General features: G+C 40.4%; 13 protein-coding genes. 8 read left to right on the top strand and 5 right to left on the bottom strand.

Annotated elements, in window-relative coordinates; translation table 11 throughout:
• Window positions 1–285: 285 nt before the first annotated feature.
• The 7 genes from HS960_RS23330 to mnhG are packed head-to-tail and all read left to right on the top strand — an operon-like array spanning window position 286 to window position 6028.
• On the top strand, window positions 286–2595 hold the full coding sequence (locus HS960_RS23330) for a putative monovalent cation/H+ antiporter subunit A (protein WP_182330721.1): 2310 nt from the start codon (window positions 286–288) through the stop codon (window positions 2593–2595).
• Window positions 2596–2651: 56 nt separating this feature from the next.
• Window positions 2652–3074, top strand: coding sequence for a Na+/H+ antiporter subunit B (locus tag HS960_RS23325; protein WP_046671608.1), 423 nt, complete (start codon window positions 2652–2654; stop codon window positions 3072–3074).
• Window positions 3074–3430: a Na+/H+ antiporter subunit C gene (locus tag HS960_RS23320; protein ID WP_046671609.1), complete on the top strand. Its 357-nt coding sequence runs from the start codon at window positions 3074–3076 to the stop codon at window positions 3428–3430. The genes HS960_RS23325 and HS960_RS23320 overlap by 1 nt, the downstream gene beginning before the upstream one ends.
• Complete coding sequence (locus tag HS960_RS23315; RefSeq protein ID WP_182330720.1) at window positions 3427–4935, top strand: proton-conducting transporter transmembrane domain-containing protein; 1509 nt, start codon at window positions 3427–3429, stop codon at window positions 4933–4935. Before HS960_RS23320 ends, HS960_RS23315 begins: the two co-directional genes overlap by 4 nt.
• Before the next feature lie 19 nt (window positions 4936–4954).
• Window positions 4955–5413: a Na+/H+ antiporter subunit E gene (locus HS960_RS23310; RefSeq protein ID WP_227550155.1), complete on the top strand. Its 459-nt coding sequence runs from the start codon at window positions 4955–4957 to the stop codon at window positions 5411–5413.
• Window positions 5410–5685 carry a monovalent cation/H+ antiporter complex subunit F gene (locus tag HS960_RS23305; RefSeq protein ID WP_046671612.1) on the top strand — a complete coding sequence of 92 codons (276 nt, stop codon included), beginning with the start codon at window positions 5410–5412 and terminating at the stop codon, window positions 5683–5685. The genes HS960_RS23310 and HS960_RS23305 overlap by 4 nt, the downstream gene beginning before the upstream one ends.
• A complete protein-coding gene (gene mnhG / locus HS960_RS23300) occupies window positions 5678–6028 on the top strand; it encodes a monovalent cation/H(+) antiporter subunit G (RefSeq protein WP_046671613.1) in 351 nt (116 codons plus the stop codon). Before HS960_RS23305 ends, mnhG begins: the two co-directional genes overlap by 8 nt.
• Before the next feature lie 60 nt (window positions 6029–6088).
• Here mnhG and HS960_RS23295 read toward each other — a convergent pair whose 3' ends face one another.
• On the bottom strand, window positions 6089–7180 hold the full coding sequence (locus HS960_RS23295; protein WP_075994296.1) for a lactonase family protein: 1092 nt from the start codon (window positions 7178–7180) through the stop codon (window positions 6089–6091).
• Between the two features lie 483 nt (window positions 7181–7663).
• Between HS960_RS23295 and HS960_RS23290 the strand changes: the two genes are divergently transcribed.
• The gene (locus HS960_RS23290) at window positions 7664–9013 is read left to right on the top strand and encodes a peptidylprolyl isomerase (protein ID WP_153845733.1); all 1350 of its coding nucleotides are present in this window, start codon (window positions 7664–7666) and stop codon (window positions 9011–9013) included.
• A 79-nt stretch (window positions 9014–9092) separates the two neighbouring features.
• Here HS960_RS23290 and HS960_RS23285 read toward each other — a convergent pair whose 3' ends face one another.
• The 4 genes from HS960_RS23285 to HS960_RS23270 all read right to left on the bottom strand — a co-directional run bounded on the left by HS960_RS23285 (window position 9093) and on the right by HS960_RS23270 (window position 14802).
• Window positions 9093–9977, bottom strand: a complete 885-nt coding sequence (locus HS960_RS23285) for a DUF4440 domain-containing protein (protein ID WP_182330719.1) — start codon at window positions 9975–9977, stop codon at window positions 9093–9095.
• A 120-nt stretch (window positions 9978–10097) separates the two neighbouring features.
• The gene (cysS, locus tag HS960_RS23280; protein WP_182330718.1) at window positions 10098–11564 is read right to left on the bottom strand and encodes a cysteine--tRNA ligase; all 1467 of its coding nucleotides are present in this window, start codon (window positions 11562–11564) and stop codon (window positions 10098–10100) included.
• 21 nt (window positions 11565–11585) lie between these two features.
• A complete protein-coding gene (gene der, locus HS960_RS23275) occupies window positions 11586–12887 on the bottom strand; it encodes a ribosome biogenesis GTPase Der (protein WP_153845736.1) in 1302 nt (433 codons plus the stop codon).
• A gap of 169 nt (window positions 12888–13056) precedes the next feature.
• Window positions 13057–14802, bottom strand: a complete 1746-nt coding sequence (locus HS960_RS23270) for a RagB/SusD family nutrient uptake outer membrane protein (RefSeq protein WP_153845737.1) — start codon at window positions 14800–14802, stop codon at window positions 13057–13059.
• Window positions 14803–14816 lie beyond the last annotated feature (14 nt).

Below are 14816 nucleotides of genomic sequence, written 5' to 3'. Positions count from 1 at the left end.
CATCGCGTAAAAATCATATTTCTCAATAAATTAGTGTTTTTTCATGCATTTTTTTTAAGAATTTTTAACCTTGATTTTTTTCCGAATTCAAAACAAAATCCCTGCTTTTATCATTTATATAGAGGAAAAACGGTCAAAAAATAACATTTTTTCGCTTTTTTTTACTATATTGTAGACTTTCAAAAAACCTTCATCGCCATATAAGCGTTGGCAACGATGAAATATAGAAGGTTCTTATTGACAAATAAAACAAACACTTCAATAAAAAATTAAAACAAAGACTAAATGCTATTTACTGTTCTGTCAGGACTAATATCATCGAGCCTTATTGTTCCATTTGGTCGATTCCTAAAAACCAAATGGGGTTTTATTCTCGCATTCTTACCGGTACTTCTATTTTTATACTTTGCTCAATATATTGTACCTATTGGTCAAGGCTCCTATTTCGTACAATCAACGTCGTGGGTGCCCTCCTTAGGCATCAATCTGGATTTTAAATTAGATGGACTGTCACTACTTTTTGCCTTATTGATTACTGGGATCGGCTCCTGTATATTCTTTTACGCGAATGCCTATCTCAAAGGTCATCGGTATATCGATAGATTCTTTGGCTACCTCTGCCTTTTTATGTCGGCTATGCTGGGGCTTGTCCTGTCGGACAACATGTTACTATTGTTTATCTTCTGGGAACTGACCTCGATCAGCTCATTTTTTCTCATTGGATTTAACAATGACAAAAATGATTCGCGCAAAAGCGCACTGACCGCACTATCCATTACTGGGTTGGGTGGATTTTTTCTACTGGCAGGTTTTATTTTGCTGGGTAATATTGCCGGTACTTACCATATTACAGCACTCATCGGCAAAGTATCGATCATTCAGCAACATCCACTTTTTCCCCTGGTCTTTGGCCTCGTAGCACTTGGAGCGATTACGAAATCAGCACAATTCCCTTTCCATTTTTGGTTACCCGGTGCCATGAAGGCGCCAACACCTGTGTCGGCCTACTTACATTCGGCGACCATGGTAAAGGCAGGAATCTACCTTTTGGCCCGTTTTTCACCGATACTTGGGGGCAACCCGATCTGGATGTATTCCCTCATGGCCATTGGTGGCCTCACGATGCTTTATGCCGCATTCCATTCGCTTTTCAGAACAGACCTCAAGGGAGTACTCGCTTATTCAACCATATCCGCCCTCGGTATTTTGGTTTTCTTATTGGGACTCGGTACCAAGGATGCCATTATCGCAGCAAGTGTCTTTATACTCGTACATGCCTTATATAAAGCTGCCTTATTCTTGATTACGGGAATTATAGACCATGAAACGGGAACGCGGGATCTTACAATATTGCGGGGGCTACGCAGGGTATTAATGCCTGTCGCTATAGCAGGTTTCCTAGCGGCACTTTCCAGTGCAGGTATTCCACTTACATTTGGATTTATTGGAAAGGATCTGATTTATGAGGCAACACTACATGCCACACCCGATTTATTTCTCTATTTGACCATCGCTGCAGTAGTAACAAATATACTCTTGGTCTCTGCTGGATTTATGGCCGGTATCAAACCTTTTATGGGTAAGCTACCCGAGCAATTTAATACAATCCACCTGCCCTATAAAGCCATGTGGATCCCACCTCTACTTTTAGCCGTTCTCGGTGTTGTTTTTGGCTGTATCCCCGGACTTATCGGCGAATGGATCGCCGGACCTACTGCAACAAGCATACTCGCAAAACCCGAAACTTTTCAACTGAAAATCTGGCATGGCTTTAATTTAATCCTGCTATTAAGCGCTATTACAATTGCCGCTGGTACGTTACTTTATTTCACAAACAGGCCCAGCGAGAAAAAATTGGCTTGGATTGCAAATTTCAATAAGATTTCTCCTGAATATATCATCCGATTATGTGCGCAGGAAATTGTTTTGTTCTCTACCTTCTTCACAAACAAAATGCACAACGGCTATTTGCGTTCGTATCTGTTGAAAATTATCTTATTTGCCGAATTATTGATCGCCTACCAGTTATACCTGGGCGGGCCACTCCATATCAAATGGGAAACCTTATCTCCTGTGAGTTTCTACGAAGTCACCACAGTCTGCATTTTGATCGGCGCCATTGTACTCACCATCCGCACCTCATCCCGTTTAACAGCCGTAGTAGCCACCAGTGTTGTAGGTTATGCCATATGTCTTATTTTCGTGTTTTACAGTGCCCCAGATCTAGCGATGACGCAATTCACCATTGATACACTCACGGTGGTACTCTTCGTATTGGTACTCTTTAAGCTCCCTTCTTTTCTGAATTTGGCCAACCGACGCACCATCATTCGCGACGCCGTGGTCGCTATCGTTTTTGGAATCTTGCTATCCATGGTCGCACTCCGTGTACTCCATGAACCAACGACAACCAATATCAGTGATTTCTATGGCGATTATGCTTATGTGCTTGCTAAAGGAAAAAATGTCGTCAATGTAATACTTGTGGATTTCAGAGGTTTTGACACCATGTTTGAAATTGTGGTATTGAGTATTGCTGCATTAGGGGTATATAGCTTATTAAAATTACGTTTAAAATCCTCTGATAAAGAATAATGATAGATAAAGGTTATGCACAAATGAGCTGATAACTCATTGCTAAATAGTAACAAATGAACAGTACAATATTACAGACCGCTACGCGGTATTTATTACCGATACTCTTACTTTTCTCGGTGTTCCTTCTACTCAGGGGGCATTATTACCCCGGCGGAGGTTTCGTTGGCGGCTTGGTTGCTTCGATTGCCTTTGTGCTGCATAGTTTTGCCTTTGGCCCTCAAAATACCATGAAATTGATTCAGTACAAACCCTTGTCACTTATTCCCATAGGATTGGGGATTTCGGCCATAAGCATGTTCTTACCTGCATTTTTTGGCTACCCTGTCATGACCGGACTTTGGCTGGAAGAGAAAATTCCTGTTATCGGGATGATAGGAACCGCCTTATTTTTTGACCTTGGTGTGTACTTTGTTGTCATAGGTGTCGTCCTGACAATTTTATTTACAATTGCTTTAACTACTGAAGAAGAAGAATAATGGAACTGATACTCGTGTTATTGATCGGCATCCTTTATGCTGCCGGAATATACCTCATCTTGCGTCGAAGCATGGTGAAATTGTTGTTAGGGATTATGTTACTGGGCAATGGTACCAATATATTGATCTTCTTATTGGGAAATATTATTAAAGGTAAACCACCCATCATTGGACCCGATCTGAAGGTATTCACCGATATTTATGCGGACCCGATTCCACAAGCACTTATTTTAACGGCCATCGTGATCAGCTTTGGCCTAACCTCCTTTGCCATCGTTTTACTCAAGCGTGTATATGCACTGCTGGGTACAGATGATCTGGATGATTTGAACACGCCTGAGGAAGAAGATATATGATAGACAACCACATTATTGCCACGATAATCGTGCATTTATTTATTGCTATTGTCCAACTGATGTTGTGGCGCAAATCCACTGCACAACGTTTTCTGAGCGTTGGCGGAAGCTTGCTCGCACTTATTCTTGCCTTTAAACTATTCTTCAAGGTTTATGATGATGGTATTTTGACCATGAATGCCGCCAATTGGAAAGCTCCTTTTGGGATCGTTTTTGTTGCCGATCTATTCAGTAGTACCCTTGTTCTCCTGACTTCTATCGCAGGTCTGGCAGTCTCCATCTTTTCCTGTGTCGGTGTGGGACGCCAGCGCATCCTCTATGGTTATTTCCCGATCTTTCACTTTTTGATGATGGGACTTAACGGCGCCTTTCTGACAGGTGACATCTTCAACCTGTACGTATGGTTTGAAGTCATTATTATTTCCTCTTTTGTACTCATGACCTTGGGGGGTAGAAAATCCCAGTTGGAGGGAGCTGTAAAATATATGGCCATGAATATCCTGGCCTCCGCATTTTTCCTAACCGGAATAGGCATACTTTATGGCATTTCAGGTTCATTAAACATGGCCGACCTAGCCCTGCGTATTCCTAAAATACAAAATCAGGCATTAGTAGAAATTACAGCAACATTTTTCCTGATCGGTTTCGGTATTAAATCCGCCGTATTTCCACTCTATTTCTGGTTACCGTCCTCTTACCATACGCCACCTTCGGCCGTAGCGGCGACATTTGGGGGCTTATTGACCAAGGTTGGGATTTACGCCTTGTTCAGGGTATTTTCCCTACTATTTATTCCCAATCATTTTACCAAGGAACTCCTTATCGTACTAGCCATATTGACAATTCTGACGGGCGCTTTTGGTGCATTGATCAAAACCAATATCCGGAGGTTGTTTTCCTATTTGATCGTTTGTCATATTGGTTTTATGATTGGCGGATTGGGCCTGTATAGCAAATGGGCTTTATTGGGGGCAGTATTCTATCTGATTCATGATATCATGGTCAAAACGAATTTATTCCTCATAGCCGGTGTTATACGACAACTCCGCGGCACCATGGATATGACTAAACTGGGCGGACTTTATGCCCAATACCCAAAGATTTCATTACTTTTTGCCATTGTCCTTTTTTCACTGGTGGGCATCCCGCCTCTCTCAGGGTTCTGGCCAAAAATATATCTTTTCAAAGACGCTTTCCAGTTAGAAAAATATGCTTTCGCGGGAGCCCTGATCATTGGCAGTTTTATCACCTTGTTTGTCATCGCCAAAATGTGGGCACAGGTATTCTGGAAAGATGTCCCTGATCCGGAAGTCATTGACGATAAATTTGCGGGTATGATCGGTTATAAAAAAACAATGCTCATACTCCCTATCGTTATTTTGGCATCTGCGTCTCTGTATATCGGACTCAACGCCGAAGCGATTATCCATGTGGCGGATCAGATCGCTACACAATTATTGGACACATCACCTTACATAAACGCTGTACTAGGAGGGCAGAAATGATATGATAAAACAGTTTTTAATGAACCTCATGTTATCCTTTATCTGGGTCGCATTGACGGGATCGATGTATTACACCAACTTCTTATTCGGCTTTATGTTGGGATTTGGTATCCTCTGGCTTATGAACAGGAATGAGGTGGATCAACGCTACTTTTATCGGGTCCCCAAAACATTGAGTTTTATTCTTTTTTTCCTGTGGGAAATGATTGTTGCCAATGTGCAGGTTGCCTACGACGTGATAACCCCCAAGTTTTTTATCAAACCTGCGATTGTCAAGTATCCCATGGATGCAAAAACCGATTTGGAAATTAACCTGCTTTCAACCTTTATCTCGTTGACACCCGGCACACTTATCCTCGACGTAAGTGAAGATAAAAAAACGCTCTTTATTCACGTCATGTACATGAAAAGCAAGGAACAGTTTGTTTCTACCCTTAAAAATAATGTTGAACGAAGACTTTTAGAACTCTTAAGATGACTTTAAATAGCTATTTTGATTATGTGATCCTTCCGATCTTGACTATCTCAGTCATACTGGCTTTTATTCGTCTGTATAAAGGTCCCCAGATATTTGATCGTGTTATTGCCCTAGATCTCATTATCACCATCGGAATTGGCATTATTACCGTTTATAGTATACGAACTTCGCAGGAAGTGTTTTTAGACATTGCCATGATCTTGGCGCTTATCGCATTTCTTGGTACCATCGCATTTTCATTTTATTTAGAAAAACAAAGCAAAGATGATTGATATTACTTTAGCCATACTCAGTACCATCGGGGCCTTGGCCATACTATTTGCGTCTATTGGCATCTTGCGGATGCCCGATTTTTATTTACGTCTTTCGGTTACGGTAAAGGCGGCAACGCTGGGTGTGGGACTTTTACTCATCTGCGCGGCAATGACCTTCCCGGATGTATCCGTAACGACCAAGGCTATAGCTATTGGATTTTTTCTGATCTTAACGGCTCCGGTTGCAGCACACATGATTGGCAGAGCTGCTTATATACAGCGGGTAAAAACATGGAAGGGAACCACCTTAAATGACCTTGAAAAGGAAGGTAAATTAGATTGTAGAAAAGAAGATTTTTAAGAAAAGCGCACACGGTTTTTTCTAAAAATCTTCTTGTCTTATTCGAACTTCTTTTCTGGATTAGAAGATAATGCAAACAGGTGCTGGTACAGCAATTTCTTTTCCAGTATCTGTCAACAAACCCGTTTTAGCATCCCGGCTAAACAAAACAATGTTGTTGGTATATTGATTGGCGACCAAAAGATATTTCCCATCCGGAGAAAGGTTGAAATTACGCGGACCTTTACCTTTTACTGAAAGATTCGCTATTTTCTTCAATTCCCCATCCTTCTCTACCGAAAAAGTAGCTATCGTATTGGCATCGCCACGGTTGGTCGCATACAGAAATTTTCCATCAGCAGAGATCTTCATATCAGCACCGCCGTTACTTCCTTTAAAACCTTCGGGGTTGATATCGAAAGTACTTTGGTACATCCATGCGTCGCCATCTTTCTTATACGATGCAATTTGACCAGTCATTTCCAATACGACATACAGGAATTTCTCTTTCTTATCAAATACAATATGTCTAGGACCGCCACCAGCAGGCGTAAAGATATCTTCTGATTCATCAGCAAGGCTATAAGCATTTCCCGTTTTATTCACCGGATAAATAGAAATCTCATCTAAACCAAGATCTTGGACGTACAACTTATCCCCTTTATTGGAGAAAAAAGTAGAATGTACGTGTGGCTTTTCTTGGCGTACGGGATCCACCCCCTTACCCTCGTGTTGTATTAATCGTGCTCTTTTGCTTAAAACACCATTACTTTCTAAATCAAACAGCGCCGCAGAGCCACCTGTATAATTTGCCACAGCGAGCAAGCTACCCTTAGGATGTACTTCAACAAAACAAGGCGACTCCCCCCCGGAAGGAAGTGAGTTTAGAAAAGTTAAATGACCGTCCTTAAAAGAATAGGCAGAAACAGTTCCCTCTTGATTTGGAACCTCATTAACGGCATAAATAAAGTTATTATTTCGCGCTAAAAAGGATGGATCTTTACTTTCTTGCGTGCTCGACAAAGTTGTTTCACCAGTTTTAACATCAAAATTATAAATATAGATGCCCTTACTCGCGGTTTTGCTTGTATATGTGCCCACAAACATGGGAATCTGTTGCGCAAAACTAGCAAGAGGTAAAATTGTCATCAAATAAATAAATGCTTTTTTCATTGAAATTATTTTATAAATGTAGATACTCATTTGTTGAATGAGACCGTTACATCAAGTTTGTTTCTAAATTATACGGGACCCTACTTAAATTCACCCATTCATTCCTTCGTGTGAGGATCTAAAAACCCCGCTATTTTATAGGCGTAAATATCGTCAATAGACTTGTTAAATTTGGTTAAAACCGTCCTTTCTAATAGGCAAATGCGTATTTTAGCACATCAATTTTAACAATTCTAAAATCGCCCATTTAAAATATTGGGAATACAAAAATATTGTTAAATAAAAGTACGAATAATTCATATAATCTGATAATTTTGTGCTGTTGTTCAAAAAAGTATATATTGAACACAATTACTACGCATACCGCCGAAGGCAGCGTGAATGCTTGTGACAAAAAAATAAATGATGAACAAATAACCGAGTGAAACGAATTCATTTATACAAATGAAGATCACTCATAAATATCATAAATAATTTATACGGATGAAAAAAAACATTTATATATTGTTTTTATTGCTGTTTGCATCAATTCAGGCCAGTCTTGCGCAACGTCAAGTTATTGATCGCGTTGTAGCAACGGTTGGATCGGGCATTATCTTACAGTCCGACGTGGATATGCAATATTCTCAATGGTTGGCGCAAGGGAATAAACCAGATGAAAACTATAAAGATGGTATATTGGAACAGTTAATTGTCCAAAAATTATTATCTCAACAAGCCGTAATTGACTCCATCGATGTAACCGAGACCGAAGTTGATGACAACCTCAATGCACGTCTGCGCCATATGTCCCAACAGGCAGGGGGGCAAGAACGTCTTGAAAAATTCCTTAACCGCTCTTTATTGCAATACAAAGAAGAAATGCGTCCTAGTGTTTTCGAACAATTAAAAGCGCAGAAAATGAGACAAAACATCGTTTCTAAGATAGATGTAACTCCGTTGGAAGTAAAGCGTTATTTTGAAGGCTTGAATAAAGACAGTCTGCCTTACTTCAATACCGAGGTAGAAATCGGTGAAATTGTCATGATGCCCAAATTGACCGATGCAGAGAAAAAAGAACAGCGAGAGAAGATTGAAGGTATACGCAAACAGATTGTAGATGGCTCGGACTTTGGTACAATGGCCCGTATATACTCGCAAGATCCTGGATCTGCCCCTTATGGTGGTGATTTAGGTTTTGGTACACGTGACAACTACGTAAAGGAATTCTCTGCGATGGCTTTTAAATCAAAACCTGGAGAAATATCACCTATTGTAGAATCCAAATATGGCTTTCATATTATTCAGGTGCTGGAAAGACGTGGCGAAGAGGTACACACACGCCATATCCTGATGAAGATCAATCCTGGTGCTGCAGCGTTGGAACGAACAAAAAACAAATTGGACAGTATCTATAAATTGGTTGTTGACAAAAAAATGGATTTCTACCATGCCGCTACAAATTATTCAGATGCAGAGGAAAGTAAATTCAATGGTGGTATGATCTTAAATCAAGAAGGCTCAAGCCGCACAACCGTAATTCCTATGGATGGCTTGGAGAAATCAGTATTTACAGCAATTGATCCACTAAAACCAGGAGAATACTCCAAACCAGAGCAATTTACAGACAAAATGGGCGATGTAGGCTACCGTTTCAATTACTTAAAAACACGTATCCCGCCGCACAAAGCAAATTTGGATGAGGATTTCACAAAGATCAAAGAGGCCGCCGTTCAGGATAAAACCAATCGTAATCTGAGCAAATGGTTCGATGATAAATTGAAGACCACTTACATCAATATCAGTGATGACTTCGGTCAGAGTGAAGGATTGAAAAAATGGAAAAAACAATAAGTGTACAATACACTTATCCTATAAAAAAAGGGCTTGAATAGTATATATTCAAGCCCTTTTTTATTTTGCAATCGTCATGCTATTTCTCAAACATCATCTCGATCAGAATATTCCAGTTCGCTTTCTTCACATCATCCTTCGCCAATTCGCTCAGTTGCCAGATACGAATATAATTATACTTCACAACTTTATCCTTTTGTCGCACCGTTGCAGTTCCCTTGGTATAGGCAAAATCGCCACTATAAGAACGTTTTACTTCTTCGGGTACTGTTTCTATCGTCATCCGTTGTTTTTTGAGATAAGCCATCATTGTTGCCTTTCCTTCCATCGGACTGGTCCAAGGGAACAAAAAGCGGACATCCTCGCTTAAGAACTCCTTATATGCGGTTGGGTTGTCGGCCTTCAAAACTGTTGACATCAATTTGTCCGTCTCCAGGACAATATCTTCACGCTGATCCAATCGCACTTTAGAGCGATGCTTCAGATACCACGAATCGGTAGGTTCGATATATTCAAGATCAAATTCCCCATCCTTCCCGTTATTTTCAACTTCGGCACGAATATCGACCAGCCACTTGCCCTTCTTATTGCGTTTCCACACAGTCAGGTATTCTCCATGACGCAGTCTTGCACCTACTTTCTGAAAGTCCATAGACCCCGAAGTCACACCAAACTCCTGACTTTTAGCAATCAACGCAAACGTAGGCTGCCAATTTAAAACATCGGGAATATTTGGTCTATTATTAAGATAGTTATAAGCATTTACTGCTGACGGGACATAAAACGTAGATTCCTTATCAATGATCGAAAGAAATGCCTGATGCGGCGTAGACGCTTTAGCCAATGCAGCAGCATCCTTATCGGCCTGCAATAGGCTTCCAACTTTCTCAGGTATCTGCGCATAAAGTGTTGTACCAGCAACACTCATGAATGCGACGACGGATAGCCTATTCCAAAAATTCATATGCAAATTGATCTTTCTTTTAAAGGTTATATGGAATATCCATTGGTTTCCACGATAATGTGTTTTCCCAATAGGAATATTCCATTTTATTCCTCTTTTATAAATTCGATTTCTTATCTATCAAATCTTATTCCAAAGTGTTCCTTCTTTGCTATCTTTCAATTGAATTCCAATAGAATTAAGCTCATCACGAATACGATCTGAGGTGACGAAGTCTTTATTTGCTTTGGCTTCATTACGTAGTTTAATGACCAGATTCATGACGTCATCGATATGATCGGATGCTGAGGTCTGATCGTTTCTAAGCCCTAGAATATCCTCAACAAATTCTTTCATGAATACTTTAAGACCTTCCAATCCTTCAGCTGTTACTTTCGCTTTACCATCATAAATCGAGTTGATGACACGTACAATTTCAAACAATTCGGCAATGAGTACAGGGCTATTAAAATCGTCATCCATAGCTGCGTAACACTTGCGGTGGATTTCAGCTAAATTGAATGAATCAGCACCCTTCGACACCTTCAATTTGTCTAAAAGACTGATCGCAGTCATAAGTCTTTTATACCCCTTGTCGGCCGCATCCAATGCCTCATTGGAGAAATCCAACGTACTTCTATAATGTGCCTGTAACATAAAGAATCGTACGGCCATCGGCGAATAACCTCTATTCAATAAGGGGTGATTTCCAGTAAATAGCTCTCCCGGTAAAAATCCATTTCCTGCAGATTTGGACATACGAGCACCATTTACAGTCAACATATTCGTGTGCATCCAATATTTGGCAGGGCTCGTATGGTTACATGCTTCAGACTGTGCAATTTCATTGGTATGATGTGTAGCTGCCAAATCCATTCCACCGCCGTGAATATCAAACTGATCACCTAAGTACTTTCTGCTCATGGCCGAACATTCAATATGCCAACCTGGAAAGCCAACACTCCAAGGTGCAGGCCAACGCATAATCGTTTCAGGTTTTGCTTTGATCCACAAAGCAAAATCCAAACGCCCCTTTTTCTCATCCTGACCACTCAATTCACGGGTATTATTGAGCATATCTTCTAATTTACGATTGGTCAATATCGTATAATCGTATGTTTCAACATATTTTTCAACATCAAAATAAACCGTACCGTCCCGCTCATAGGCATAGCCATTCTCTATAATCTGTTCGATCATTTCGATCTGCTCGGAAATATGTCCTGTTGCAGTAGGCTCAATACTGGGCGGCAACGTATTGAAAAGACGCAATACGTCATGAAAACCTATCGTATACTTTTGAACGATTTCCATCGGTTCCAATTGTTCCAATTTTGCTTTTTTTGCAAATTTGTCATCCCCTTCATCACGATCGCCTTCCAAGTGCCCTGCATCGGTAATATTGCGCACATAACGCACTTTATAACCAAGATGACGCAAGTATCTAAAAATCAAATCAAAAGACACAAACGTCCGACAGTTTCCCAAATGCACATCACTGTACACTGTGGGGCCACATACGTACATACCAACGAGATTGGGATGAATAGGTTCGAATTTTTCTTTTGTTCGCGAAAGCGTATTATATAAAAAGAGATTATGGTCCATGTTTAATCGCTGCTTGGAAATCTATTTTTGTCTGAAATATATTTGAATTGGCACACCTGTAAAGTCAAAGTGCTCACGCAATTTGTTTTCAATAAAACGTTTGTACGGATCTTTGATGTATTGTGGCAGATTACAGAAGAATGCAAACATCGGTGTCCGTCCTGGCAACTGTGTTGCATATTTAATTTTAATATATTTACCCTTTAAGGATGGCGGTGGATAATTCTCGATAATATCCAACATCACTTCATTCAATTTGGAAGTAGGGATCTTTTTGGTCCTGTTGGCATATACCTTGTCGGCAACTTCCAACACCTTAAGAACACGTTGTTTTTCGGTTACGGAAGTAAAGATAATAGGCACATCTGTAAATGGTGCTATTTTCTCTTTGATGCGATCTTCAAAAGCCTTCATTGTTTTGTTGTCTTTTTCAATCAAATCCCACTTATTGACAACAATTACGATACCTTTACGGTTCTTCTCCGCCAGGTTGAAAATATTAACGTCCTGCGCTTCTAATCCATCCTGTGCATCCAACATTAAAATCGTCACATCAGAATCTTCCAAGGCTTTGATGGTACGCATCACCGAATAAAACTCAATATCTTCATTTACTTTGGACTTACGACGAAGACCTGCAGTATCGATCAATAAAAAGTTATGTCCATATTGATTGTAATGTATACGGATTGAATCACGTGTTGTCCCCGCCATTGGCGTTACAATATTGCGATCTTTTCCGATCAAAGCGTTTGTCAAAGAAGATTTACCCACATTCGGGCGGCCTACGATGGTATATTTAGGTAAGGATTCTTCTTCTTCCTCCTCCACTTCGAAATGAGAAACCACAGCATCCAACAATTCACCTGTACCCGATCCTGTAGCCGACGAGATATTGAAGACCTCTCCTAAACCAAAGGCATAAAACTCTGCCGATTCATGATGCAATTTCGCGTGATCGACTTTATTGGCCACTACATACACAGGTTTGGAGCTTCTTCTCAGAATATCAGCGATTTCGTCATCCAAGTCGGTAATGCCAGTGGTGACATCCACCATGAATATAACGACCGAAGCTTCTTCAATAGCGATATAGACCTGATCGCGGATAGCCTCTTCAAAGACATCATCCGAACCATGTACAAAACCACCTGTATCAATTACTGTAAATTTCTTTCCGATCCACTCGGCTGTTTCATAATGACGGTCGCGCGTCACCCCGCTAAAGTCATCAACAATCGCTTTTCTACTTTCTGTAAGACGATTGAATAAGGTAGATTTACCAACATTTGGACGACCAACAATTGCAACAATATTTGCCATATTTATTTTATTTGATCCACCCGCTCTCACAGCAGATGGCACTTTTATGCTAAAAATATACTTAAGGGAACAAAGATACGGATTCAAAAGGGATTATCGCGACTCAAAAACAAAAATGGCTTTACCGTGAAGTAAAGCCATTTATAGGGTTTAAATTATAAATATTCGTCTAGTTAGACGTTGGATTCTGAGTCAATTTACCCGGATATGAATTGATCGCATCCTGAGGAATAAAATAAGTCACTCTAAAATCTGTCGGTACAATATCCTCAAATTGTTTCTGTGGCCCCGGATACGTCCGGTTTAATGGATCTCCGTTACGGAACACATCATAGCTGCGTTCAGCCTGATAGGCCAATTCCAACTGACGCTCTTTGTCAATCAGTTTGCTTGCACTGGCCGCATCAATTGAAGTATATCCGCCATTGACAATAGAACGATTTCTGATGGTATTTAAATCATTTAAAGCAGCGCCATAGTTACCTAATTTTGCGTTAGCCTCTGCCCGGTTTAAATAAATTTCACCCAAACGGCTGATTACAGGCGAGTGCAGTTGAGACTCCTCGCCTTCACGTGAGCATTTCACAATATAAAACTGTGGATAAGCACGGTTTAAGGAAATATAGTAATCAATCATACCCGAATAGGTATTACCGTCTTCATAGGTAATGGAATAAGTCTGCTGACCAGCATTAATTGTCGCTAAAGTATATTCTTTAACAACTTCTTGATCACCCACCTTTTTTACTTCTCGAGCAATTACTGTATTCCCATTAATAATGGCCGGAATTTGCACATAACTTAATGTTTTAGGGTCACCGACTTTTGCAGGTGAGTTCTGTTTGATAAATCGAAAAACTGTTGAGTAATTGCCTTTATCGTCTTTGGAATAAGTCGGCTCTATAAATGCTGCGCGTGCGTCGACAATCGTATAATGATCTGGTCGCCAGTCATTACGACCAGTTTCATTTAAAAGATCAATATATTTGGCACTGGAATACATCTCACCCCAGCCCATACCACCAATATTGGAATACATACCACCGATACCATAATAATGATCATCGCCCGAGAACTCAGACGCAACACGTTTCACCGCAAAGATGGTCTCCTTGTTATCTTCAGGTCTAAAGGTATTATATTTCATGAACTGCTCACGGGCCAACAAGACATATTTACCTGAATTAATCACTTTATTGGCATACTCTAAAGAAAGACGTGCATATTCCGCGTTCGGATTCTTATATGTCCCGCTCATGTATAGATAAATGCGGGAAAGCATTGCCTGCGCTGCACCTTTGGAGGCGTATGCTGCCCCTTTATCAAGTGTGATTAAAGCTTCTGCTTTTTTCAGATCACTGATCGCTTGAGCATATGTATCTTTGACAGACGAACGATCGGGCAAGTTCAAATCATTGAAGACATCGTCAGGAGTACCATTAACGATCGGAACACCAAGATTTGTCTCTGGACTTTGATAATATGGCTTCCCAAATGCACGGCAAAGGTAAAAATACATCATTCCACGGATGTAATAACATTCACCCAATTTATTATCCATTTCTGTACTCTGACCTTCCGCAAACATCTTGATAACGTTCGAAGACTGTGCAATAGCCTTATAGCCATAGTCCCAAAAGTTCTGCAAACGGTAATTATTAGGCGTTCTCGCATAGGAGATAAATTCGTAAAACGCATCTGTCGATGACCCACGGATCATCATATTATCACCAGCGTATTCACCAAGACGGTGCATCGGATCAGACCAAGCTTTTAACTGCGCATAAGTACCTGTTACCATTGCATCAGGATTACTTGCAATATTTTCTTCGTCCATTGAAGTATAAGGAAGACGATCTATATCGCAGGAGGATACTGCCGTTGCGATCAAAAGTCCTATTAATATCTTTTTCATTGTTGATTTTCTAA

It is taken from the genome of Sphingobacterium paramultivorum, assembly GCF_014109745.1.
Lineage (GTDB): Bacteria > Bacteroidota > Bacteroidia > Sphingobacteriales > Sphingobacteriaceae > Sphingobacterium > Sphingobacterium paramultivorum.
This window is presented reverse-complemented; position numbering and strand designations above follow the sequence as displayed.